Origin of the sequence: Rhodococcus sp. 06-235-1A, assembly GCF_002258785.1 — a bacterium.
In the GTDB taxonomy this organism is placed as follows: domain Bacteria; phylum Actinomycetota; class Actinomycetes; order Mycobacteriales; family Mycobacteriaceae; genus Rhodococcoides.
The window spans coordinates 316,994-339,585 of sequence record NZ_NOYI01000027.1; the positions used below are offsets into that span (position 1 = coordinate 316,994).

The window sequence follows — 22,592 nt, forward strand, 5'->3', positions numbered from 1 at the left end:
ATCGATGTTACAAATCACACTCACTTCAGCAGGGCGAACGCCTCCTGCGCCACGAGGAACGCGTAGCTGGACGGAATGAGATCGATGGCACCGTCGGCCCGGAACTGCTCGGTGACGATCCAGTCCTGACCGGACGAATCGGTGGCCAGGAACGCCGCGGCCAGATCACCGGGAGCATTGCCACCTTTGAAGCCCGAGTACGGCCACAGCGCCGCGTCGAGCTGCACGCCCGGGGTGATCGACAGGATGCGCCGGTTCTCCTCGGCTGCCGGGCCGGTCGCCAGGTAGCCCATCGCAGCACAGACATCCTGCGCGTTGGCGAACCACTCCACGCCGTCGGCGGACGCCGGATTGTCGAGGAAGTTCTCGAAGTCGATCTCGAGCGGTCGCGCGTCCGCTCGATCGAGCAACTCGACGCGGGCATCCGGATCCGCATCGGACCACTCGGCCCGCATGTTCGGATCGCCGAACCCGATGACGAAGAACTGCCGGGTGTCCATCATCGGTGTCATCACCGACGGATCGTGATGTCCCATGACGCCCAGTTGGCGTTCGACGCGTTCGCGGCCGAGGCGTTCCATCAACAGGTCTGTTGCGGTGTTATCGGACAACGAGATCATCTTCTCGGCTGCCTCCCGAACCGACACCGCGGTGCCGTCGGGCAGATTCTGCAGTTCGCCCGACGGCGCACTCTTGGTCTCGTCACGGACGGTGAGCTGCTCGTCCCACCGGACCGTGCCTGCCTCGATCTCGTCGGTGAGCGCGCCGAGGACGTACAACTTGAAGACCGACCCCAGAGGGAGCACGGCGTCGGCGTTGGTGGAGTAGACGGCCTCGCAGTCACCGCCGTTGAGACGAGATGCGCTGTAGGAGTAGTTCGGAGCCACCTTCGACAGTGCCGCATCGAGGTCGTCGAACGACGAGATCTCGGGAGTGTCCGGCCGGGCCAGAAATCCGTTGAGCTTGCCGTCGGCACCGATCGAGGTCGAGATCGTGGCTGGGATGCCCGCGGTGGTGAAACGCAGGACGCCGGTATCGGGGCCGGCCTCGAAGCCCGTGGCCACGTTCGGTGCTCCGGCGCGCAATTGTTCGAGTGGTGTGACGAGCCCGCCGAGCGGAGCGACCGCCTCGGCCAACTCGGGGCCGATGACAGCCTCCACTGCAGCTGGATCGGGCGTGTTCTCTCCGTTGATCCACTGCAGGATCCGGTCGTTGAGAGCGCCGAGGGGAGTCGAGGTGTCCACATCGAAGGTCGGTGTCGTGGTGGTTGTGGACGCAGGTGTTTCGGCTGTGCCTCCGCAGGCGGAGAGTGTCAGGGCTGTCGCGAGGGCAACGACTGCGAGTCTCGTCGTACTGCGCGGCATAGTCATTCTGCGATGCTAACGGATTCGGACATTTCGCCTTCGAGCGTGACGGAGACGGCGCTCACGGGTTGCTGTGGCAGGGTGCTGTGGCGTGTTGACTTCCGAGGACGTCCGTCGAATCGATTCCGACCACCTGTGGCACCCCTACAGCCGGTTCCCGGCGAGCGCGACCCCGCTGGTGGTCGACAGTGCATCCGGGGTTCGGCTGAACCTGGCCGACGGTCGGCAACTCGTCGACGGGATGAGTTCGTGGTGGGCGGCGGTGCACGGCTACCGGCATCCGGTGCTCGACGCCGCCGCGCACGATCAGCTGGGCCGGATGAGTCACGTCATGTTCGGCGGACTCACGCACGCGCCTGCTGCCAGATTGGCCGAGTTGCTGGTCGAGATCACCCCTGCTGGGCTCGACAAGGTGTTCCTCGCCGATTCCGGGTCGGTGTCGGTCGAGGTCGCAGTGAAGATGGCGTTGCAGTACTGGCGTGCCCGTGGCAAGCACGGTCGCACACGGCTGTTGACCTGGCGCGGTGGCTACCACGGCGACACGTTCGCGCCGATGAGCGTGTGCGATCCGGACGGTGGGATGCACACGCTGTGGACCGATGTGCTGGCGAAGCAGGTGTTCGCTCCGATTCCGCCCGCGGAGTTCGACAAGTCCTACGTCGCCGAATTCGAGCAGGTGCTCGCCGCGCACGCGAGCGAGCTGGCAGCGATCATCGTCGAGCCGATCGTTCAGGGCGCGGGCGGTATGCGATTCCATGACCCGCGGTATCTCGCGGAACTGCGCCGGCTGGCCGACGAGTACGGCGTGCTGCTGATCTTCGACGAGATCGCGACCGGGTTCGGTAGGACCGGAGAGTTGTTCGCCGCCGATCACGCGGGTGTTGCACCGGACATCATGTGTGTCGGCAAGGCGTTGACCGGCGGATATCTGACCCTGGCGGCGACGCTGTGCACCACCGACGTGGCCATGACGGTCTCGGGCGGTGAGGCCGGTGGCCTGATGCACGGGCCGACGTTCATGGGCAATCCGCTGGCGTGCGCGATCGCGGTGGCCTCGGTGGAATTGCTGCTCTCGCGCGACTGGCGCGGTGAGGTCGCCGGGCTTGAATCGGGCCTGGTCGACGGCCTCGTGCCCGCCCGGTCGCTCGCGGGGGTCGCCGACGTTCGCGTTCTCGGCGGCATCGGCGTCATCGAGTTGCACAACCCCGTGGACATAGTGCGGGCCACCGCTGCGGCCGTCGACGCGGGGGTATGGCTGCGGCCGTTCGGCCGCCTCGTCTACGCAATGCCGCCGTACATCTGCACCGAGGAGGACGTGGCGGCCATCGCTCAGGCCATGCTGGCGGTGGCTCGAAGCCATACTTGAACAGCGTTCAAGTATGGTGCTGGAATGACCGCTCTGAAGTGGCTCGACGCAGCCGCGCAGGACCGACGCAACGCGGGCCTCGAGCGCGTCGTCATCGCGCGTACCGCGGAGGACACGGTGCTGGATCTGGCGTCGAACGACTACCTCGGGCTGGCCCGGCATCCGGCGGTCATCGACGGGGCCTGCGCTGCCGTACGCCGATGGGGCGGCGGGTCCACCGGATCACGGCTGGTCACCGGGACGACGACGGCGCACGAGCGACTGGAGGAGAACCTCGCCGAGTTCGTCGGGGCCGCCTCCGGGCTGGTGTTTTCCTCCGGATACACCGCCAATCTCGGCGTCGTGACCGCGCTGGCAGGCCGAGGCTCACTGGTGATCTCCGACGCTGCGTCGCACGCCTCGCTGATCGATGCGTGTCGATTGTCTCGGGCGCGGGTGGCTGTCGCTCGACACTGCGATCCGCAGCACGTGGACCAACTGTTGCAGGAGCGTCCCGAACAGCGGGCCCTGGTGGTGACCGACTCGGTGTTCAGCGCAGACGGCGATCTCGCACCCTTGGCCGAGTTGTACTCGGTGTGTCGGCGACGGAACGCGGTGCTCGTCGTGGACGAAGCACACGGATTGGGTGTTCGCGGTGCCGGCGGGCGCGGGGCCGTCCACGAGGCCGGACTGGCCGGTGCACCCGACCTGGTGATCACCGCGACGTTGTCGAAGGCACTGGGGTCGCAGGGTGGCGTCGTTCTCGGTCCGACAGTGGTGCGCGCCCAGTTGCTGCACGCAGCGCGCACGTTCGTGTTCGATACCGGGCTCGCTCCCGCGTCGGTGGGCGCAGCGGCGGCAGCACTGAAAGTGCTACGCGCCGAACCTGAACGGGTCGACGCGATCGGCATGCGAGCAACGCAGCTGGCAGCTGCAGCCGGAGTATCGCCGACGCTATCGGCGGTGGTTCCGGTGATCCTGGGCGATGCTGCGCGGGCAGTGCGCGCGGCCGGCGACTGTCTGGACCTCGGTGTGCGCGTCGGATGCTTCCGGCCGCCGTCGGTTCCGGCCGATGCATCTCGGCTGCGACTGACCGCGCGCGCCGACCTCACCGACGCCGATATCGACCGTGCCGCATCGGTTCTGGCGACGGTGTTGAATGCGACGGTGTTGAATGCGGCGGTTCTGCGGTGACGGTTCTGCTCGTGACCGGAACGTCGACCGGCGTCGGCAAGACCGTGGTGACCGCAGGTATCGCGGCGGCCGCGTGCGCAGGCGGACGGACGGTGGCAGTGTGCAAACCGGCGCAGACCGGTGTCGGCGACGGCTCGGCGGAGGAGTCGGATATCGATGTGGTGGAACGTCTTTCGGGGGTGCGAGGGATCGAACTGGCTCGGTATCCGGAGCCGCTCGCTCCCGACGTCGCAGCACGTCGATCGGGCAGGCCGATGCTCGAACTCGGCGCCGTCGTCGACGCGGTGCGAGTGCTCGACGAGGGTCACGACCTCGTTCTGGTCGAAGGTGCGGGTGGAGTCGCGGTGCGGCTGGGTGCCGAAGGGTTCACCGTGCTCGACGTTGCCGGGGCCGTGTCTGCGCCGATCGTCATCGTGGCAAGTGCAGAGCTGGGAACGCTGAACCACAGTGCGCTGACCGTCGCTGCGGTGCGGGCAGCGGGCGTCGGATGTGCGGGGTTGGTGATCGGGTCGTGGCCCGCGGAACCGAGCCTGGCCGCGGGGGTCAACCGCGACGAGTTGCCGCTCGTGACGGGGCTCGAGCTGATCGCATCAGTGCCCGGCGGTGCAGGCGCGTTGGATGAGCAGGAATTCGGTGCGCTCGCCCGCACGATGTTCGGCGAGTTTACTGATTCGTTACTCGGGTAACCGACCAGGATCGTCTGCCGCTTCGGCATTCGAAACAGATCGGGAGTTCCAATTATGAGTACCGCTGTGTGGATCATCGTTGCAGTAGTCGTCGTAGTGCTGGTCGTTGCCGTCGCCTTGGTCGTGGCGCGCAAAGGCAAGGAACGAAAGAGGCTGGAAGCGAACGATATTCGCGAGAAGGCAGCCGATCAAGCGGCCATCGTCGAGGAGCGTGAGCTGCTGGCTCGCGAAAGTGAGGCCAAGGCGCGTCGGGCGCAGGCCGAGGCCGACGTCAAAGCCGCCGAGGCGGACAAGCTCGCCCAGCAGGCGCAGTCTCATCAGGGCGTCGCAGCGTCGTCCCGCGACGAGGTCGACTCGCAGTTCGAGCGCGCGAATCGGATCGACCCGGACGTGAAGAACGGCCGGAACACGACACACGACCGCAACGTGCGAGATGACCGGAACGTGCGAGATGACCGGAACGTTGCAGATGACCGTAACGCCATGGGCGACCACAATGTGACGGACGACCGCCACGTCACCGGCCACCGGGACTTCGTGGGCGATCCGGACGTGCCCCCGACGGCACCCCGGCACGAGCAGAACTAATCCGTCGAATTGTGCGGTAGCTCGAGCTCGACGACCTCGTGCTCGCCGAGATCGGGCCGCTCGTTGGTGATCTTCGCCTTGGCATAGGCGAACAGGTTGGACACCTTCGACCCGGGAGTCGACCAGTACTCCGCGCCCTCGGCGGCCACGTGGATCAACGCCACCTCACGGGAATCGGGGTTCTTCTCGAACCACGCGGCCGCCCGGCTGTTCCACAGTTCTTCGGCCTTCGTGGTGTTCTCGACCACGGCGGCCGTCCCCGAGAGCGACACCCAGCCCGCGCCGGTCTGAAACGAGACGTTGACGGTGGGATTCGCCGCGATATCGGCCACCTTGCGCGAGTCGTGAGCGGCGAAGAACCACAGGTCTCCATCGAACTCGGCCTCCTGCAATGCCATCGGGCGCGAGATGAGGTGCCCGTCTCGGCCGACCGTGGTGAACATGCAGAGTCCGGATTCGGACATCAGTTCGGCGACCTTGGTGACGCCGTCTGCGGCGCTGTCGGTGCCTGTTCTCTCGGTGTTCGTCATCGAAACCAACTACCCGGTGTGTAGCCCACTCAACCGTTAAGGTGACGAAACGGACACGGGTACCGGGAGGCTGCGCATGGGAAAGAATCTCGACAAGAACAATCGGCTGGACCTGCGCGTCAGCAACGACGAACGCGAGGTCGTGGTGAACACACTGGGCCTGGCGATGAGCGAGGGCCGCCTGACGCTGGTCGAGTACGAACAACGGCTCGACGCGGTATGGGCGTCGACGACTCGCGGCGACTTGGCCGAGATCGTTCGCGACTTGCCGGCCGCCGAGGAATCGACGGCCGTCGATGTCGCCCACACGGGGAGCGAGTGGCGCGAATATCTGGACGAGTGGCGCTGGTGGTTCGGCGGTGCCGTCGTGATGAACGGAATTTGGGCCGTTCAGTGGATCTCCGACGGCGAGCCGACCTCCTATTGGCCGCTGTGGCCCCTCGGAATCTGGGGCATCATCCTGATCGCGATGGTGTTCATGCCCGAGGACAAGAAAACCGACAACGATTGAGGCCGTCGCGCGAGCGCATTATTACGCCCTGTAGTTGGTGATTTCGCCGAACCTGGGACACTGGAAGTCGTGACTGCTCCTCTCGGCGACGACGCCCCCGTATCGGCCCAACTTTTCGCTCGCGCGAGCACGGTGATTCCCGGTGGCGTCAACTCGCCGGTGCGGGCATTCGCCTCGGTCGGCGGAACGCCTCGCTTCATCACGCAGGCCAGCGGTTACACGATGACCGACGCCGACGGGAAGTCCTACGTCGACCTCATCTCGTCGTGGGGCCCGATGATCCACGGGCACGCTCACCCGGCCATCGTCGAAGCCGTCCAGAAGGCCGCGGCAACCGGCCTGTCGTTCGGTGCACCCACCGAGCGCGAAATCGAGCTCGCCGAGGAAATCGTGCGCCGGGTCGGCCCCGTCGACCAGGTTCGCCTTGTGAATTCGGGCACAGAGGCCACCATGAGCGCGGTGCGTCTGGCCCGCGGATTCACCGGCCGCACCAAGATCCTGAAATTCTCCGGCTGCTACCACGGCCACGTCGACGCCCTGTTGGCCGACGCAGGCTCGGGTCTGGCCACCTTCGGGCTCCCGACCTCGCCCGGAGTCACCGGTGCACAGGCGTCGGACACCATCGTCGTTCCCTACAACGACCTCGCCGCCGTTTCTGCCGCATTCGAGGCCAACCCCGGCCAGATCGCCTGCATCATCACCGAGGCAGCCGCAGGAAACATGGGTGCGATTGCCCCGGTCACCGGCTTCAACGAGGGACTGCGGCACCTGGCCACCGAGCACGGCGCGCTGCTGATCATGGACGAGGTGATGACCGGGTTTCGCGTCAGCGCCGCCGGTTGGTACGGCATCGACGGTGTCGCGGGCGACCTCTACACCTTCGGCAAGGTCATGTCCGGTGGACTGCCGGCTGCCGCATTCGGTGGCCGAGCAGACATCATGGCCTACCTCGCGCCCGCCGGACCGGTGTACCAGGCGGGCACGCTCAGTGGTAACCCAGTGGCCGTCGCTGCCGGTCTGACGAGCCTGCAACTGGCCGACGCAGCCGTGTACGAGAAGCTGCAGGCCAACTCGCAGAGGCTCGGAACCCTGCTCGGCGACGCATTGATCGCCGAAGGCGTCACCCATCAGGTGCAGTTCGCGGGCACTATGGTGAGTGTGTTCTTCGCCGATGGACCCGTCACCGACTACGCGCAGGCCAAGGCCGCGCAGACATGGCGCTACCCGGCGTTCTTCCACGCTTTCCTCTCCCGCGGGGTCTACCCGCCGCCGAGCGCATTCGAGGCCTGGTTCGTCTCGGCCGCTCTCGACGACCGAGCCTTCGAGATCATCGCCGACGCAGCCCCTGCGGCAGCGAAAGCCGCCGCAGCCGCTGCAGCACCACTGTGACGTCTACACAGAAGTGATCATCACCCGACTAGCGAGAAACAGGACCCCGACGTGACCGAGGCCCCCGCAACACATCCGCACTCGACGACGCGCACCATCGTGCACGTCCTCCGGCACGGCGAGGTGCACAATCCCAAGGGGATCCTCTACGGGCGGCTGCCCGGCTTCAAGCTCTCGGTGACCGGCCAGTCGCAGGCCAAGGCAGTGGCGGACGCGCTTGCCGGCCACGACATCACCCACGTCGTGGCCTCCCCACTGCTCCGAGCACAGGAAACCGCCGGGCCCATCGCTGCGGCTCACGGCCTGACCATCGCCGAGGACGAGAACCTCATCGAAGCAGGTAACGAGTTCGAGGGACTGCGCGTTGCCGTCGGCGACGGCGCACTGCGCCGACCGCGACACTGGTGGAAGCTGCGCGACCCCTTCACCCCGTCCTGGGGCGAGCCGTACCTTCAGATCGCACACCGCATGCTCGCCGCCGTCAATGCGGCCCGCGTCGCAGCCGTCGGGCACGAGGCCGTCTGCGTCAGTCACCAACTCCCGGTCTGGACCCTGCGCCGATTTCTGCAAGGCGACCGGCTCTGGCACGACCCGCGAAACCGTCAGTGCGGGCTCGCGTCCCTGACCTCGTTGGTCTACGAGGGAGACCAGCTCGTCGACCTCGTCTACTCCGAGCCTGCAGGAGCGTCCGATCCGAGGATCTCCGGTGCGTAAATTCGTCCTCGCCGTCTGTGCTGCGTCTTCGGTCGCACTCGCCGCAGGGTGCTCGACCGGGACCGACGCGGTTGCTCAGGGTGGCACCTTCCAGTTCGTCTCGCCCGGCGGCAAGACCGACATCTTCTACGACCCGGACGAGCGCGGCACCATCGGCGAACTGTCCGGGCCCGACCTGATGACCGAGGGCAAAACGACGTCGTTGTCGGACTACGACGGGGACGTCGTCGTGCTCAACGTCTGGGGGCAGTGGTGCGGTCCGTGTCGCGGTGAGGCCGACGACCTGGAAGACGTCTACGAAGCCACCAAGGCGCAAGGCGTCGAATTCCTGGGCATCAACGTGCGCGACGAGTCGCAGACCGCCGCGCAGGACTTCGTCGTCAGCAACAACGTCAGCTACTCCTCCATCTACGACCCGCCGATGCGCACCCTGAACGCACTGGGCGGCGTTCCCACCTCCGTCATTCCGACGACCGTCGTGCTCGACCGGCAGCACCGCGTTGCCGCGGTGTTCCTGCGCGAACTGCTCGCCGAGGACCTGCAACCCGTCGTCGAACGCGTAGCAGCAGAGGAGCCAGTGCAGCAGTGAACGAGTTCTACCTTGCCGGGATCGGTGCGAGTTTCCAGGAAGCCGCGGCCTCCGGGCCGCTCGTCCTGGCCCTCGGTGCCTGCGTCCTGGCCGGGCTCGTCTCCTTCGCATCGCCGTGCGTCGTGCCGCTGGTGCCGGGCTACCTGTCGTATCTCGCCGGAGTCGTCGGCGCCGACGCGCCTGCCGTCAGCGCCGACGAAGCGGCGGTGAAGACGAAGGTGCGCAGCGGCCGGTTGCGCGTGGCCGGAGCGGCCGGACTGTTCGTCCTCGGATTCACCGTGGTGTTCGTTCTGGCAACCGCGTCGGTGTTCGGGGCAATTTCGGTGCTGTCGATCAACCGTGAATTGCTCATGCGCATCGGCGGCGTGGTCACCATCGCCATGGGACTGGTGTTCGTCGGACTGATCCCAGCGCTGCAGCGCGATGTGCGCTTCGAGCCGAAGCAGATCGGCTCACTGGCCGGAGCGCCGCTGCTCGGCGGAGTGTTCGCGCTCGGGTGGACCCCGTGCCTCGGTCCCACGCTCGCAGGCGTCATCTCACTCGCCGCGGGCACCGACGGTGCGACGGCAGCGCGCGGCGTCACCCTCATCGTGGCCTACTGCCTCGGCCTCGGCTTGCCGTTCGTGATCCTCGCGTTCGGTTCGGTCAGCGCTCTGCGAGGCGTCGGCTGGCTACGTACACATGCACGACAGATACAGGTGTTCGGCGGAATCATGTTGATAGCGGTAGGAATTGCACTGGTCACCGGTGCCTGGGATCAGTTCGTCGGTTGGGTACGCGACGCCTTCGTCTCCGATGTGGTGTTGCCGATATGACCGCCGATACCGAAGAGCGGACAGAAGCGTCGCCGCCCCACAAGCAGTCCATGCTCGGCCGGGGGGTGGCGCTGGTCCGCAACACCTGGCGCGGGCTCACCAGTATGCGGACCGCACTGGTGCTGCTGTTCCTGCTGGCGTTCGCCGCCGTGCCCGGTGCCCTGGTGCCGCAGCGCAGCCTCAACGCGGGCAAGGTCGATCAATACATCGCCGACCGGCCGACCCTCGGCCCGATCATGGACAAGTTCGAGCTGTTCGACGTGTTCGGCAGCTTCTGGTTCACCGCGATCTACGCACTGTTGTTCGTCTCGTTGATCGGCTGCATCCTGCCGCGGTGCATCGAGCACGCAAAGCAGTTGCGTACCAAGCCTGTACGCGCTCCCCGTAATTTCTCGCGGCTGCCGCATCACAGTCGGTACGACGTCGACGGAACGCCGGAGGAGATCGCAGCACAGGTCCGTAGTCAGTTGCGCGGCTGGCGCGTCGCCCAGCGAACCGAGGACGGCGGAGCCGTGACGCTCTCGGCCGAGAAGGGCTACGTCCGTGAACTCGGCAACCTCGTGTTTCATCTCTCGCTCGTCGGACTTCTGGCCGCCATCGCCATGGGAAAGCTCCTCGGCTACGAGGGCAACCGCATCGTCATCGCCGACGACGGACCCGGATTCTGCACCTCGACGCCCGCGAACTACGACTCGTTCCGCGCAGGCAATCTCGTGGACGGTACCGACCTCGAGCCGCTGTGCGTGCGGGTCAAGGACTTCACGGCCGACTACCTCGACAACGGCCAGGCCGAGATGTTCACCTCGAACATCGAGTACCAGGCCGGAGACGACCTGACGAACAACGTCTGGCGTGACGACCAGTTGCAGGTCAATCACCCGCTGCGTGTCGCAGGCGATCGTGTCTACCTGCAGGGCCACGGCTACGCACCCACGTTCACCGTGACGTTCCCGAACGGCGAAACCCGCACCGACACCATCCAGTGGCAGCCGACCGACGCAACGACATTCCTCTCCAGTGGCGTGCTGCGGGTCGACCCGCCCGGTGGCCTCTACCCCGACGCTCTGGAGCGCCGTAAGAACCAAATTGCCATCGAAGGGCTGTTCGCTCCGACGGCGTCGTTCCACGGCAGCTTGCTGTCGTCGAGTTTCCCGGCCATGAACGACCCCGCCGTCGCCATCGACATCTACAAGGGCGACACCGGACTCGACACCGGACTACCGCAGTCCATCTTCTCGCTGGATCAGGAGATGGTGGCCCAGGGCCGGCTCGTCAAACAGGACCGCGTCAACCTCATGCCGGGAGAATCCGCGACACTGAGCGACGGAACCGTCGTCACGTTCGATGGGGCGAAAGAGTTCGTCAACCTCCAGGTTTCACACGACCCGGCCCAGACCTGGGTGCTGGTGTTCGCGCTGACGATGATGGGCGGACTGCTCGTCTCACTGGTGATCAAGCGTCGCAGAATTTGGGTGCGACTCACCACCGACGCGCAGGCACGACGTACTGTAGTAGACCTCGGCGGACTTGCACGCACCGATCAGGCGGGGTGGGGCGAAGAGTTCGACCGCCTGTGCACCCGCCTGCTCGGCGACACCTCGAAACAGGAGAACTGACCGATGCCGATCAACGAGACCCTCTCGCAGTACAGCGACTGGTCGTTCGAATCAGCGTTCACCATCTACGTGCTCGCATTCGTCCTGCTCATCGCGCAGTACGCCTCCGCCAAGGCCACGGCTGCTCAGGCCAAGGAACTCGTCGGTGCCGGAGCGCCGGTGGTCGAAACCCGGCCGGGACGCGTCACCGAGGCACCCAAGCGCCCGCTCTCCGAGCGCCTCGCGGGCATGGGCTTCGCGTTGCTCGTGCCCGCCCTGGCACTGCACATCGCGTCGGTCGTGCTGCGTGGTTTCGCCACCCATCGATTCCCGCTCGGCAACATGTACGAGTTCGTCACCATGGCCACCGCGGCTGCCGCGGTGACCTCCGTGGTTGTTCTGCGCAAGAAGGCCATGCGTCCGATGCTGGTGTTCGTCCTCGCACCGATCATCGTGCTGATGTTCTTCGCCGCCACCAAGCTCTACGCCGACGCCGCCCCGGTCGTCCCCGCGCTGCGCTCGTACTGGCTGCCCATTCACGTCACCATCGTCAGCGTCGGCAGCGGCATTCTGCTGGTCTCCGGCGTTGCTTCCCTGCTGTTCCTGCTGCGCATCAAGCAGCCACTGGGAGAGGAAAGCGTCGGTTTCTGGGGCAAGTTCGCTTCCAAACTGCCCGATGCCCAAGCTCTCGACCGACTTGCATACAAGACGACCATCGTCGCGTTCCCGCTCTTCGGAGCAGGCGTCATCCTGGGCGCGATCTGGGCCGAGGCCGCGTGGGGCCGCTTCTGGGGCTGGGATCCCAAGGAGACGATGTCGTTCATCACCTGGATCATCTACGCCGCCTACCTGCACGCCCGCGCCACCTCCGGCTGGCGCAACACGCGCGCTGCGTGGATCAACGTCGCCGGATTCACCGCCATGCTGTTCAACCTCTTCATCATCAACATGGTGGTCTCGGGACTGCACAGCTATGCGGGCCTGAACTAGAACTCGACCGCTGCGCAGGCCGCTCAGCTGGTAGCGTCCGATCCGGCTCGATGGGGGAGACATCCGAGCCGGATCGAAGGATGTAGGACGCGAACTGGGGGGAATCGGTCATGGCCGATCGGCACGAGAACAATTGGCAACCCGTCCGGCCCTTGGACGAGGATGTGCCGGATGACCCCGTGCCGAATGACCCCGTGCCGAGTGACCACGTGCCGGAGCCGTCGGTGCTGCCGGCCTCGCCATCCGACGCGGCTGCCGAGATCGTCGAGACCGACGTGGAGCCCGCGGTTCAGCGTGAGCCCTTCCGCTCGACTCCGATCACGATGCCGCCCGAGAGCATCGACAACCCGCCGATAGCACCACCCGAGGTGACGCGAAGTCCAGCGGTTCCGAGTCCGGCCTCGGGCGCGCCGAAGACGGTCCCTGGGGCGACGACGGTCGAGAGGGGCGAAAGGCCCGCGGAGTCGGCTCCTGATGAGGTCGCAGAGACGTCAGCCGAGACTGCTGCGGCACCGACCACGCCCGTGAAGCCCACGGAACCGTCGAACACTCCTGTCGATTCCGGTGCCCCTGCGGACCCTCTGCCTTCCGAGCCCGAGCCCGAGCCTGTCCGGAACCCGCCGGTGATACCGGGACCGCCGCCTCAGCCCTGGATGCCGCAGAACCAGTTGATGCGACAGGATCTTGGTGGGCCGCAGAATCTTGGTGGGCCGCAGAATTATGGTGGGCCGCAAGGCCAGATGGTTCCACAGGGTGCTTGGAATCCACAGACCCAGTGGGCACCGCAGCCCGGTCCGTGGCCTCAACCGCCGAATCGAGTGGCACCGCAACAGGGCCGACCCTGGCAACCGGGCCCAGCCGACGCGCAGGTGGTCGGGTTGCAGATGCCGGTGGTCGCTCCGGGTCCGTCGGGTGCTCGGACCAGTCAGCAGCCGGTCTCCTCACGCGATCTCGGTAGCTCCTTGATCGTTCGGTCATCAAATGTTCCGCCGGTGGCAGGCTGGCGCAGGGCGCTGTATCTGATGTCCGGCGGTCGTATCGACGTGGGTAACAGTGCTGCCCAACAGCGACGTCTCGAGCTGACCGCACAAGTGGGTAGGAATCTTGTGGGCTGCTATCGCGTCGCGGTGCTCTCGCTGAAGGGTGGAGTCGGCAAAACGACGACGACGGCGACGCTGGGCTCGACGTTCGCCGACATTCGAGGTGATCGGGTGATCGCGATCGACGCGAACCCCGATCGAGGAACGTTGGGGCAGAAGGTTCCTTCCGAGACGGCGGCGACCGTCCGAAATCTGTTGCGCGACATGGATTCGCTCGACCGGTACAGCGACGTCCGGGCCTATACGTCGCAGAACGTCCACCGGCTCGAGGTGTTGGCGTCCGACTCTGATCCCGCAGCGTCGGAAGCGTTCAGCGGCGAGGACTACGACCGTGCAGTCGACTTGTTGGAGAAGTTCTACAGCATCGTCATCACGGACTGCGGCACCGGTTTGATGCATTCGGCCATGGAGAGCATTCTCGAAGGCACGGACACCTTGGTGGTCGTCAGCTCAGGGTCGGTGGACGGCGCACGGAGCGCGTCGGCAACCCTCGACTGGCTCGATGCGCACGGCTATCGGGAGCTGGTGTCGACGTCGGTCGCCGTGGTCAATGGGGTGAGACCCAGGGCAGGGAAAGTCGATCTGCAGAAGGTCGTCGAACATTTCGAACAACGATGCGCGCACGTCCGGACCATCCCTTTCGACCCGCATCTCGAGGAGGGGGCCGAAATCGAGTTGGATCGCCTTCGTGGACGCACGCGAAAGGCACTGTTGGAAGTGGCGGCGGCGGTCGCGGCCGGGTTCCCGGACTCGCCTAGTGCTTCACACCACCACTGAAAAACGACGAACCTCACTCGGTGGGTTCGGTGCCGGCCCCGGTTCCGTCTTTTCCGCCGCGGCGAGCCTCACGGTTTATTCGCCACAGAAAATCAGGATCGTCATCGGGTCCGACAGTGCGGGTGGGCGCAGCTCCAGTGCTGGGTCCGAAGGCCTTCCAGAACAACACAACCACTGCAACCAAACCGATCAACGCCAGTAGATAAATCACGACGCACCTCCTACTACGAGGGTAGCCGTCATGCAACACCCTCCGCACCCGTCGAGCGTCGAAGATTCCTGAGAAAGTTCGATGAGTTCGTGCGAGTGCGGAGGCCACGGGTAACCCGTAATTCCGACCGTCGAATCAGTGGTGTGAGCCGGCTTCCGTCGTCAGAGAGGTCAGCAGCTGCATGACCTCGGTCTCGCGGAATCGACGGTGGCCGCCGGGGGTGCGGAGCGATCCGAGGCGGCCGGCGTGGGCCCAGCGAGTCACGGTCTTGGGGTCGACGTGAAAAAGCGCTGCGACCTGACCCGGCGTGAGCAGTGAGTCCTGAGCCTTGTGAAATGTTGGTGCGCTCATCTGTCGTGTCCTCCTACGGTGCGGTTCGGCGCATTTGCGTCGAACCGGAGATATCGGTCTGCTGCGTTCGAAGCCCATGGTTGCACTCGAACCCCTAGGTACTCGACTGATACAAGGTTGGTAAAGGGGAGGTAATGGACAAATCGGTCACTCGGGGTGTGGGCCGGAACGGCCGCCGAGCCCGGTAACCTGGGGCCTGTGAGTGAAGCGACGAACGCCGACAACAGCGAACCGACCAGCGGAAATGCCGCGAAAGGTAGGTCGGCGAAGAAGTCTCTCGCGGTGAACCTGGGTATCTACACGTTCGCGCGACTGGCACTCGTGATCGTGATCGCGGCGGTCATCTTCGGCTCCGGTTTAACGTTCGGCGTGAAGGTTCCGGTACTCGTGGCCGCGATTTTCGCGGTGCTGATCTCGCTACCGCTATCGCTGCTTCTGTTCAAGCAGATGCGCATCCGCGTGAACGAATCCATCGCTGCAGTCGACGAGGACAGGCGCACCGCTCGCGCGGATCTGCAGTCGAAGCTGCGCGGTGAAGACGGCAAGAAATGACCGCCACGGTCGACCACTCGGGCTCGCGGGTATGGGTCGACAATGCCGTCAGGCTGATCGAGGCCGATTCCCAACGCAGTGCCGACACGCACCTGTTGCGATACCCCCTCCCCGCGGCGTGGGGAATTGCGCTGTATCTCAAAGACGAGTCCACTCACATAACCGGCAGCTTGAAGCATCGGCTGGCTCGGTCGTTGTTCTTGTACGCGATCTGCAACGGATGGGTCACCGAGCGAACGACGGTGATCGAGGCCTCTTCGGGCTCCACTGCTGTCAGTGAGGCATATTTTGCCGGGCTCCTCGGTCTCGAATTCGTCGCAGTGATGCCGCGGAGCACGAGTCAGGCCAAGGTCGAACTCATCGAGTCCCATGGCGGGAGGTGTCACTTCGTCGATCATCCCGGCGAGATGTACACCGAAGCGCATCGGCTGGCGGCCGAGCCCGACTCGCACTACATGGACCAGTTCACGCACGCGGAACGAGCCACGGACTGGCGCGGAAACAACAACATCGCCGAGTCGATCTTCGACCAACTTCGGCTGGAAGAAGCTCCCATTCCCGACTGGGTGGTCGTGGGTGCCGGGACCGGTGGAACAAGCGCCACCATCGGCCGGTATATCCGATACCGCAGGCATGCAACGAAGTTGGCGGTAGTCGACCCCGAGAACTCGGCATTCATCGGCGGCTACGAGACCGGCGATGCCGGATTCGAGACCGGCTTGTCCTCCCGCATCGAAGGCATCGGCCGACCGCGCGTCGAACCGTCGTTCGTCGGCCAGGTGATCGACCGGATGATCGCAGTTCCCGACGCCGCGTCGGTTGCCGCCGCGAGATTCACCTCGATGGCGCTCGGAAAGCGGGTGGGCGGATCGACCGGCACCAACATCTGGGGTGCCTTCGGGCTCATCGCAGAAATGATCGCTGCAGGCCGCACCGGGAGCGTGGTGACGTTGCTGTGCGACGGTGGAGATCGGTACGCGCAGACCTACTTCGACGACGCCTGGGTGGCGAACCAGGGTATGGATCTCGACGAACCGACCGCCGTCCTCGAACGGTTCGTTCGTACCGGCGTGTTCTGAGTCGGCCTATCTGCGTCGACCTATTTGCTCAGTACCAACGACGCCGCCGCAGTCGCGGCGGCCACCGTGGTGACAGCAGGCCACGCACCGATCTTCTTCGCAAGCGGGTGCGACGCACCGAACGCGACGAGGTAGGTCCCGAGCAGCGCGCCGGCCCGAGCCGACCCCGAGGTCTTCCGCCACTGCGCTGTGCACGCCACCCCGACGGTTGCAAGTACGGCTCCGCCGAGTTGGCGATTGTGCGACTGCCGGGCCACGGCGAAGCCGCCGAGCAAGCCGCCGGCAGCGAGTGCGGACGTGGCGATCGAGCGTCGAGCATCGTGGTCGGTCATATCCGTCACCCTAGTCGCGCCTGAACCCGCAGACTTCTGGCCAGGTGGTCTCGTTGCTCGATCACCAAGCGACGCAAGGCAGCCGGTGCCCACTCGTGCTCGGTGAGCCACGTGTCAGCGGCGCCGGTGGACGACTGCTGCGGAAACAGTCGAACGACGATGCGCCGTGCGATCTCGATGCTGCGTGCGCTCCACAGCGGTGCGATTGATTCGAAGTACTCGGTGGCGTAGGGCTGGGTCAGGTTCGGGTGATGACCCGCGCCGAAACCGGTGATGAAGGCGTCGAGGACGTCGTTGGATACGTCCTCGCGGTTGGTGATCGCACCCCACGCGTCGGCCTTGACCCCGGCGTCCGGTATCGCTGTCGACGCTGCGATGTGCGCGGTGCGTCCCGAGGAGGTGCCGTCTCCGGTCAGCTCGGCGTCGAGTTCGGTCACGCTCGCGTGGCCGGTGGAGGCAAGGGCCAGCCAGAACGCCCAGCGTTGATCGGGATCGAGTCGCAGCCCATCGATGGTGAGGGTGCCGTCGAGCAGTGCGCGCAGGTCCTCTGCCCGGACATCGTCCAGCCGAGCAGCCGAGGCGACCGCCCGCGCCCACACCAGCTGAGTATCGCTCCCGGGTTCGCTGGACCGCAGTTGTGTCCACGACGCCTCCAACCACTGCCGGGTGGGTTCGTTCCGCCGATCTTCTGGAAGGTAGTGCTCGAGTGTGTATGCAACGTTGGCCGTGACCGCCGAGAGGAGGCCGATCTTGGGCTCGTGGGGTGCGAATCTGGTTGCGATGTCGATGTATTCGAGTGGAGACATCTCGGCGTCCCGGGTGGAATTCCACAGCGCGGACCACACCAGTCCTCGCGCGAGGGGGTCGACGATGCGATCGAGGTGGCTCCGCACGGTGGACGTGGAGCGCTCGTCGAATCGGATCTTGGCGTAGGTCAGGTCGTCGTCGTTGAGCAGAACCAGTGCGGCATCGGGAAAGTCGACCGGCGTTCGTGCATCGGTGATGTCGAGTTCGTGGCGGTGTGTTCTCGTCAGGTTCCCCGCCTCGTCCAGATCGTAGAGCCCGACGGCAATGCGGTGCGGGCGCGGATCTGTTTGCTCGACGGCATCGCCGGTATAGGAAAGGGTCGAGACGCCGGTGGTCTGCAACCACGCTGCCGCCCAGGTGTCGAGTTCACGACCGCTGGCGGTGGCCATCTCGCTCAGCAGGTCGGTCAGTGTCGTGTTGCCGAAAGCGTGGGCTCGGAAGTAGTTGCGGGAGGCCGCGAAGAAGGCATCGGCACCGACGAATGCCCCCAGTTGTTTGAGGACGCTCGCCCCTTTGGCGTAAGTGATGCCATCGAAGTTGAGCTTGGCGGCCTCGAGATCGGTGATGTCGGCGACGATCGGATGGGTGGTCGGAAGCTGATCCTGTAGATAGGCCCACGCTTTCCGACGGTTCGCGAAACTGACCCACGCATCGGTGAAACGGGTGGCCGCGGCCGACGCGTACGCACCCATGAAATCGGCGAAGGACTCCTTGAGCCACAGATCGTCCCACCACTGCATCGTGACGAGGTTGCCGAACCACATGTGCGCCATCTCGTGCAGAATCGTGTTGGCGCGGGCCTCGTACTGGGCTTCGGTTGCCGCCGAACGGAATACATACGATTCGGTGAACGTGACGAGGCCGGGATTCTCCATCGCCCCGAGGTTGTATTCCGGGACGAAGATCTGGTCGTACTTCCCGAAAGGGTACGGATAGTCGAACTTGTCGTGGAAGAAGTCCAAACCTTGCTTCGTGACCTCGAAGATGTTCTCGGCGTCGAAGAACTCCCCGAGCGAGGCTCGGCAATACGCGCCGAGTGGCACGGTGAGTTCGCCTCTCGCCCAGGATGATTCAACGCGGTGATACGGACCGGCCGCAACCGCGGTGATATAGGTCGATATCGGCTGAGTCGGTGCGAATGTGGTGACAGTGTCGTTGCTGACACCCTCGCGGTTGGACAACACGGTCCATGCCGACGGAGCGGTGACCGTCAGGGTGAACGGAGCTTTGAGGTCCGGTTGCTCGAAGTTGGCGAACACCCGCCGTGCATCGGCCGGCTCGTACTGGGTGTACAGGTAGACGTTGTCGTCGACAGGGTCGACGAAGCGGTGCAGACCTTCACCGGATCGGCTGTAGTGACCGCGCGCGCTGATCCGGACGATGTTGTGCTCGGTGAGCCCGACCAACTGTATTCGGGCACCGTCGTAGTCGACCGGTGAGTCGGTCCCGTTGACGATCACTTCGCTCACGTCGGCCCCGATGAAGTCCACCCATGTCGCGGCAGTGGTCGCATCGAACTCGATGGTCGTGACCGTCTCGAACGTGTCGACGTCCATGTCCTCCGCGTGCAGGAGATCCAGATGGACGCGGTAACTCACCCCGCCGACGTGGCGCGAGCGCCTGCGAGTTTCGGTCCGGGTCAGGTTGGCGGTGCTCACCGAACCAACCCTAGGCGATTCTTTTTTCACAGGGTCGGCGCGGTGAAGTAGTGATTTCCGAGCGGATCGACGATGTGCAGGACTCCTTCCGGTAGCAATTCGGTGCGCCAGAGCTTGCGCGTTTTGAGGTTGTGGTGGAGCCGGCAGCGCGGGCCGATGTTCGACTCGATCGTCCAGCCCCCTCGTTCCGGATGGCGGTGATCGAATTCGACGATGTGGTCGAGGTCGCACCGTTCCGAGGGCACGTTGCAGCCAGGATGCAGGCAGTACGGATGTTCGGCGCGAACCCGCGCGGCAAGGGCCCTGCTCGGCGCATAGGTCAGCGCCCCCGGTGGCGGTTGCGTCATGCCTCCGTGTCCGTCGGGGTGTAGGACGTGGACGCCGTGTGGGTTGTTCTCGACCATGGCACGCCAACGTTCGATCAGGGTGCCTCCGCCAGGTCTCGATCGCGTGGCTGTGTCGAGAGGTGCCGGTGTCTCGGGACGCACCGCGTCGGGTGGCGCGGTATTCGGTGGTCCTGTGTCCGGTGGCTGCCGTAGCGGGAACTCGGATCCCGACGGCGCGAAACCTGCAGTCTCGGTTCCTGTTCCATCGTGTGCGTCGGACCCCGCGTCCGACGGGGCGGGAATCTCCGGTACCGGCTCACCGTGCGCGGGAGCCTCGGGATCCGCGTCGGCATCCCGCGAGGCCACGCACGTCGCGCACTCGCACAGCAGTGTCTCACCTCGCATCAGTGCCGTCTGGGCGTCGCCACGTCGTTGGTCGTCCGAACGTGGATCCTCGGGGTGCAGGTGGGTGACCTCGGCCTCGATTCGCGAAAGCTGTTCGTCGGCTTCGCCGTCGGTCATGACCGTAGTCAGGCTCGACAGCCCCCGTGCCCGGCGGCGAAGGCGGATTCGCTTTTCGGTGCGCGCGGCACGCTTGCGGACTGCACGGTCCCAGTCCGCATCGGCCTCGATGAGCAGCCGGTCGATTTCGCGACCCAGGGTGCCCGGAGCCATCTCTGCGGCGGCTTTGAGAATCTCGGCTTCGATGGCGACGACTGTTTCCGGTCGCGCGTGGAGCAGATGGTCGTGGATCGTCTTGACCCGTTCCCTGTCGAGGGAGCCGTCGACGAAACTGTTCCGCACGAGGGGACGCAGTCGACGCCACATCTGTAGCTCGTTGTGAACGGCGGCAAAGGTGGAGGACAGCGCCGCTGCCAGTTCGCAGATCGCCGAGCTGTACAGATCCTTCTCGGTCACACCGGTGACCCACGGAGATGGGCACGCCGTTCGCCCCCGAACGTAGCGGTCCATGAGGGCAAGCTCCGATGCGGCGGCAGCGTTGATCGTCCGTCGCGCGCACAGAACGTCGGCAAGCGCAGACTGATCCTCGGTCGTCCACACCGCTTGTCGTAGCCCCATGTCACCCCCCCAGCGACGAGGGATCGAACACTGATTCGACCCCGTTGCGAAAAGTGTAGAACGAGGCACCGACACATTCCTCGGCCCTGGTGGAGGGCCTCAGAGCGCGCTGATGGCGCGAGTCACATCGAGTTCGAGGAGGTAGTGATTCATGGCGATCGCTGCCTTCGAGCCTGCTGCCGCCGAATTGATCAGCTGGGCGGGAGAATCCGAGACGTTTCCCGCCGCCCAAAGGCCTGCCACGCTGGTGAGGCCGGCGGGGTCCGTGCTCACCCATCCGTTGTCGAGGCGCGAGCATCCGATCTGGGTGAGCAGGCCGTCGTTCGGGACGAACGTCGGGCCGACGAACACCACCGACCGAGGAACGACGGTCCCGTCGTCGAGCTCGATGCCGGTGACGACGCCGTCGCTCACGACCACCCGCACAACCGGTGTATCGACGACCCCGACGGACCGAGCGTCGAGTCGGAGGCGTTCGTCGTCACCCAGTTCGATGCCGTTGGTGAAGAAGACGACGTCTTCCGACCACTGGCGAATCAGCGAAGCCTGATGCACCGTGAACGGTCGATTGGACCCGCCGACAACGGCGATGGGCTGATCCCGTACCTCGTAGCCGTGGCAGTACGGACAGTGCAGAACCCCCGAACCCCACTGTTCCTGAACGCCGGGGATGTCGGGTAGCTCGTCGCGAAGGCCGGTGGCCACCACTACCGATCGAGAATCCAAGACAGTGCCGTCGCCGAGGTGAATCTCGAAACCGTTCTCGATTCGAGTGACGTTGCCCTGCAGAATCTCTCCGCCATACTGGATAACCTCCCGGCGACCGGCCCCCCGCAGCGCTTCGGGTGCGGAACCGTCGCGCGAGAGAAAGTTGTGGACATGGTCGGCGGGGGCATTGCGGGGCTTTCCGGCGTCGACGACGATCACCCGTCGGCGAGCGCGTGCCAATAGTGTTGCGGCACTGAGCCCGGCGGGTCCACCGCCGATCACCACGGTGTCGTACGTCAAGAGGGCTCCTCGAAGTCGATGGGCTAAAATCCGAACGTAGCAGAACTGTCAACTGGTTAACAATATTGGTGGTGACGATGACCGATGCCTCGCTTCGTGAGCTGACCTGCGCACGGTGGACCGAGATCAATCCGGACCTGGACACGTCGCCGATGCAGGTGGTGGCCCAGATCAAACGCATCGTCGCGCTGCTGGACCTGGCCGTCGAGCCGATCTACACCGCCGCCGACGTCACTGTGGCCGAGGTGGAATTGATGGTGCCGCTTCGCCACGCTGTCGAACCCGTGACGGCAGTGCGGCTGGCGGAGTTGCTCGGTATGAGTCGCGCCGGAGTGAGCAAGGCACTCGGGAAGCTCGAGCGCCGCGGTTTCATCGAGCGCGAGACCAACACCGAGGATCGACGGTCTGCTTCGATCACGTTGACCGAGACGGGGAAAACTGTTGTGGACGACGTCTTTCCCCGCGAGCTCGCGGCTCACGGGCGACTCTTCGACGCCTTGGGCGCTCGTCGTGAGCGCGTCCTCGAGGCGTTGTCCATCCTCGCGGAGTCGATGGAGGACGGGTCGGCATCGCTGTGATGGCCCGCCGACCTGTTCGAGGGCTACGCTCGCGATCAGGTGCGGGAGCGAGCTCGGAGGGACACACGATGAACACATTTCAGAAGTCGGCGGCAGCGTTCAACAGGGTTTTCATGGTTGTGATGAAGGCACCCGTGCTCGACAGGGTGCTCGGACGGTCGATGGGAATCCTGACCTACACCGGCCGAAAGTCCGGCAAGAAGATTTCACTGCCGCTGGCTATCAGCCGGAAAGGTGATCACCTGAAAGTCGGGGTGGCGATGCCGGACAAGAAGAACTGGTGGCGAAACTTCATGAACGGCGGCGGTCGCGTCGACGTCGACCTCGGCGGCGTTCATTACACCGGCCTCGCGACGGCGACCCGCGACGATCGCGGACGAGTGTTCGTCGACATCGCCTTGGATCGCTGAGTCCGCGAAACGG

Annotated in this window: 25 protein-coding genes; 16 read left to right on the forward strand and 9 right to left on the reverse strand. The window is 65.2% G+C overall.

Translation table 11 applies throughout. The features are described 5' to 3' along the window. Positions 1–20: 20 nt before the first annotated feature. The gene (locus CH275_RS25180; RefSeq protein WP_094680863.1) at positions 21–1,370 is read right to left on the reverse strand and encodes a serine hydrolase; all 1,350 of its coding nucleotides are present in this window, start codon (positions 1,368–1,370) and stop codon (positions 21–23) included. 85 nt (positions 1,371–1,455) lie between these two features. Between CH275_RS25180 and CH275_RS25185 the strand changes: the two genes are divergently transcribed. The 4 genes from CH275_RS25185 to CH275_RS25200 are packed head-to-tail and all read left to right on the forward strand — an operon-like array spanning position 1,456 to position 5,177. Further along, positions 1,456–2,730, forward strand: coding sequence for an adenosylmethionine--8-amino-7-oxononanoate transaminase (locus CH275_RS25185; protein ID WP_094681131.1), 1,275 nt, complete (start codon positions 1,456–1,458; stop codon positions 2,728–2,730). Between the two features lie 24 nt (positions 2,731–2,754). Beyond that, on the forward strand, positions 2,755–3,903 hold the full coding sequence (locus CH275_RS25190; RefSeq protein ID WP_094680864.1) for an 8-amino-7-oxononanoate synthase: 1,149 nt from the start codon (positions 2,755–2,757) through the stop codon (positions 3,901–3,903). Continuing rightward, entirely contained in the window at positions 3,900–4,589 is a 690-nt protein-coding gene (gene bioD, locus CH275_RS25195; protein ID WP_094680865.1) for a dethiobiotin synthase, read from the forward strand. The genes CH275_RS25190 and bioD overlap by 4 nt, the downstream gene beginning before the upstream one ends. A 54-nt stretch (positions 4,590–4,643) precedes the next feature. Then, positions 4,644–5,177 (forward strand): hypothetical protein, encoded by a 534-nt coding sequence (locus tag CH275_RS25200; RefSeq protein WP_094680866.1) that lies wholly within the window; start codon positions 4,644–4,646, stop codon positions 5,175–5,177. On the opposite strand, the gene CH275_RS25205 is transcribed toward CH275_RS25200, so the two are convergent. Further along, on the reverse strand, positions 5,174–5,707 hold the full coding sequence (locus CH275_RS25205) for a pyridoxamine 5'-phosphate oxidase family protein (protein WP_094680867.1): 534 nt from the start codon (positions 5,705–5,707) through the stop codon (positions 5,174–5,176). The genes CH275_RS25200 and CH275_RS25205 overlap by 4 nt on opposite strands. Before the next feature lie 76 nt (positions 5,708–5,783). On the opposite strand from CH275_RS25205, the gene CH275_RS25210 reads away from it, so the two are divergent. The 7 genes from CH275_RS25210 to ccsB all read left to right on the forward strand — a co-directional run bounded on the left by CH275_RS25210 (position 5,784) and on the right by ccsB (position 12,310). Next, positions 5,784–6,218 (forward strand): DUF1707 SHOCT-like domain-containing protein, encoded by a 435-nt coding sequence (locus tag CH275_RS25210; protein WP_094680868.1) that lies wholly within the window; start codon positions 5,784–5,786, stop codon positions 6,216–6,218. 69 nt (positions 6,219–6,287) lie between these two features. After that, the gene (gene hemL, locus CH275_RS25215) at positions 6,288–7,607 is read left to right on the forward strand and encodes a glutamate-1-semialdehyde 2,1-aminomutase (protein ID WP_094680869.1); all 1,320 of its coding nucleotides are present in this window, start codon (positions 6,288–6,290) and stop codon (positions 7,605–7,607) included. 51 nt (positions 7,608–7,658) lie between these two features. Then, positions 7,659–8,321 carry a histidine phosphatase family protein gene (locus tag CH275_RS25220; protein WP_057475179.1) on the forward strand — a complete coding sequence of 221 codons (663 nt, stop codon included), beginning with the start codon at positions 7,659–7,661 and terminating at the stop codon, positions 8,319–8,321. Further along, the gene (locus tag CH275_RS25225) at positions 8,314–8,910 is read left to right on the forward strand and encodes a TlpA disulfide reductase family protein (RefSeq protein WP_094680870.1); all 597 of its coding nucleotides are present in this window, start codon (positions 8,314–8,316) and stop codon (positions 8,908–8,910) included. Before CH275_RS25220 ends, CH275_RS25225 begins: the two co-directional genes overlap by 8 nt. Then, complete coding sequence (locus tag CH275_RS25230) at positions 8,907–9,725, forward strand: cytochrome c biogenesis CcdA family protein (RefSeq protein WP_094680871.1); 819 nt, start codon at positions 8,907–8,909, stop codon at positions 9,723–9,725. Before CH275_RS25225 ends, CH275_RS25230 begins: the two co-directional genes overlap by 4 nt. Beyond that, on the forward strand, positions 9,722–11,341 hold the full coding sequence (gene resB / locus CH275_RS25235; protein ID WP_094680872.1) for a cytochrome c biogenesis protein ResB: 1,620 nt from the start codon (positions 9,722–9,724) through the stop codon (positions 11,339–11,341). The genes CH275_RS25230 and resB overlap by 4 nt, the downstream gene beginning before the upstream one ends. A 3-nt stretch (positions 11,342–11,344) precedes the next feature. Then, a complete protein-coding gene (gene ccsB, locus CH275_RS25240) occupies positions 11,345–12,310 on the forward strand; it encodes a c-type cytochrome biogenesis protein CcsB (RefSeq protein WP_094680873.1) in 966 nt (321 codons plus the stop codon). Positions 12,311–12,599: 289 nt separating this feature from the next. Here the strand turns inward: ccsB and CH275_RS30195 are convergent, their stop codons facing one another. Then, complete coding sequence (locus CH275_RS30195; RefSeq protein ID WP_143546872.1) at positions 12,600–12,845, reverse strand: hypothetical protein; 246 nt, start codon at positions 12,843–12,845, stop codon at positions 12,600–12,602. A gap of 118 nt (positions 12,846–12,963) precedes the next feature. Here CH275_RS30195 and CH275_RS30200 point away from each other — a divergent pair, with 118 nt between their 5' ends. Next, complete coding sequence (locus tag CH275_RS30200) at positions 12,964–14,187, forward strand: MinD/ParA family ATP-binding protein (RefSeq protein ID WP_373453745.1); 1,224 nt, start codon at positions 12,964–12,966, stop codon at positions 14,185–14,187. A 13-nt stretch (positions 14,188–14,200) separates the two neighbouring features. Here the strand turns inward: CH275_RS30200 and CH275_RS25255 are convergent, their stop codons facing one another. Then, complete coding sequence (locus tag CH275_RS25255; protein ID WP_094680876.1) at positions 14,201–14,398, reverse strand: hypothetical protein; 198 nt, start codon at positions 14,396–14,398, stop codon at positions 14,201–14,203. Between the two features lie 135 nt (positions 14,399–14,533). Beyond that, on the reverse strand, positions 14,534–14,749 hold the full coding sequence (locus tag CH275_RS25260; protein ID WP_094680877.1) for a BldC family transcriptional regulator: 216 nt from the start codon (positions 14,747–14,749) through the stop codon (positions 14,534–14,536). Positions 14,750–14,947: 198 nt separating this feature from the next. Here CH275_RS25260 and CH275_RS25265 point away from each other — a divergent pair, with 198 nt between their 5' ends. Next, positions 14,948–15,301, forward strand: a complete 354-nt coding sequence (locus CH275_RS25265) for a DUF4229 domain-containing protein (protein ID WP_094681132.1) — start codon at positions 14,948–14,950, stop codon at positions 15,299–15,301. Beyond that, entirely contained in the window at positions 15,298–16,380 is a 1,083-nt protein-coding gene (locus CH275_RS25270) for a PLP-dependent cysteine synthase family protein (RefSeq protein ID WP_094680878.1), read from the forward strand. The genes CH275_RS25265 and CH275_RS25270 overlap by 4 nt, the downstream gene beginning before the upstream one ends. A gap of 20 nt (positions 16,381–16,400) precedes the next feature. On the opposite strand, the gene CH275_RS25275 is transcribed toward CH275_RS25270, so the two are convergent. From CH275_RS25275 to CH275_RS25290, 4 genes are all read right to left on the reverse strand, one after another. After that, the gene (locus tag CH275_RS25275) at positions 16,401–16,712 is read right to left on the reverse strand and encodes a hypothetical protein (protein ID WP_094680879.1); all 312 of its coding nucleotides are present in this window, start codon (positions 16,710–16,712) and stop codon (positions 16,401–16,403) included. A 5-nt stretch (positions 16,713–16,717) separates the two neighbouring features. Next, entirely contained in the window at positions 16,718–19,177 is a 2,460-nt protein-coding gene (gene pepN, locus CH275_RS25280; RefSeq protein WP_094680880.1) for an aminopeptidase N, read from the reverse strand. 26 nt (positions 19,178–19,203) lie between these two features. After that, positions 19,204–20,583 (reverse strand): HNH endonuclease signature motif containing protein, encoded by a 1,380-nt coding sequence (locus CH275_RS25285; protein WP_094680881.1) that lies wholly within the window; start codon positions 20,581–20,583, stop codon positions 19,204–19,206. Between the two features lie 99 nt (positions 20,584–20,682). Beyond that, entirely contained in the window at positions 20,683–21,591 is a 909-nt protein-coding gene (locus CH275_RS25290) for an NAD(P)/FAD-dependent oxidoreductase (RefSeq protein WP_094680882.1), read from the reverse strand. A gap of 77 nt (positions 21,592–21,668) precedes the next feature. On the opposite strand from CH275_RS25290, the gene CH275_RS25295 reads away from it, so the two are divergent. Next, entirely contained in the window at positions 21,669–22,169 is a 501-nt protein-coding gene (locus CH275_RS25295) for a MarR family winged helix-turn-helix transcriptional regulator (protein ID WP_094681133.1), read from the forward strand. A 68-nt stretch (positions 22,170–22,237) separates the two neighbouring features. Then, positions 22,238–22,579 (forward strand): nitroreductase/quinone reductase family protein, encoded by a 342-nt coding sequence (locus CH275_RS25300; protein ID WP_094681134.1) that lies wholly within the window; start codon positions 22,238–22,240, stop codon positions 22,577–22,579. Positions 22,580–22,592: the final 13 nt, after the last annotated feature.

Coding starts and splice junctions, on each gene's coding strand:
- CH275_RS25200 (WP_094680866.1), top strand. CDS start 4,644: ATGAGTACCGCTGTGTGGATCATCGTTGCAGTAGTCGTCGTAGTGCTG.
- CH275_RS25210 (WP_094680868.1), top strand. CDS start 5,784: ATGGGAAAGAATCTCGACAAGAACAATCGGCTGGACCTGCGCGTCAGC.
- CH275_RS25300 (WP_094681134.1), top strand. CDS start 22,238: ATGAACACATTTCAGAAGTCGGCGGCAGCGTTCAACAGGGTTTTCATG.
- CH275_RS25270 (WP_094680878.1), top strand. CDS start 15,298: ATGACCGCCACGGTCGACCACTCGGGCTCGCGGGTATGGGTCGACAAT.
- CH275_RS25285 (WP_094680881.1), bottom strand. CDS start 20,583: ATGGGGCTACGACAAGCGGTGTGGACGACCGAGGATCAGTCTGCGCTT.
- CH275_RS25190 (WP_094680864.1), top strand. CDS start 2,755: ATGACCGCTCTGAAGTGGCTCGACGCAGCCGCGCAGGACCGACGCAAC.
- CH275_RS25260 (WP_094680877.1), bottom strand. CDS start 14,749: ATGAGCGCACCAACATTTCACAAGGCTCAGGACTCACTGCTCACGCCG.
- CH275_RS25180 (WP_094680863.1), bottom strand. CDS start 1,370: ATGACTATGCCGCGCAGTACGACGAGACTCGCAGTCGTTGCCCTCGCG.
- CH275_RS30200 (WP_373453745.1), top strand. CDS start 12,964: ATGCCGCAGAACCAGTTGATGCGACAGGATCTTGGTGGGCCGCAGAAT.
- CH275_RS25205 (WP_094680867.1), bottom strand. CDS start 5,707: ATGACGAACACCGAGAGAACAGGCACCGACAGCGCCGCAGACGGCGTC.
- CH275_RS25295 (WP_094681133.1), top strand. CDS start 21,669: ATGACCGATGCCTCGCTTCGTGAGCTGACCTGCGCACGGTGGACCGAG.
- ccsB (WP_094680873.1), top strand. CDS start 11,345: ATGCCGATCAACGAGACCCTCTCGCAGTACAGCGACTGGTCGTTCGAA.
- CH275_RS25275 (WP_094680879.1), bottom strand. CDS start 16,712: ATGACCGACCACGATGCTCGACGCTCGATCGCCACGTCCGCACTCGCT.
- resB (WP_094680872.1), top strand. CDS start 9,722: ATGACCGCCGATACCGAAGAGCGGACAGAAGCGTCGCCGCCCCACAAG.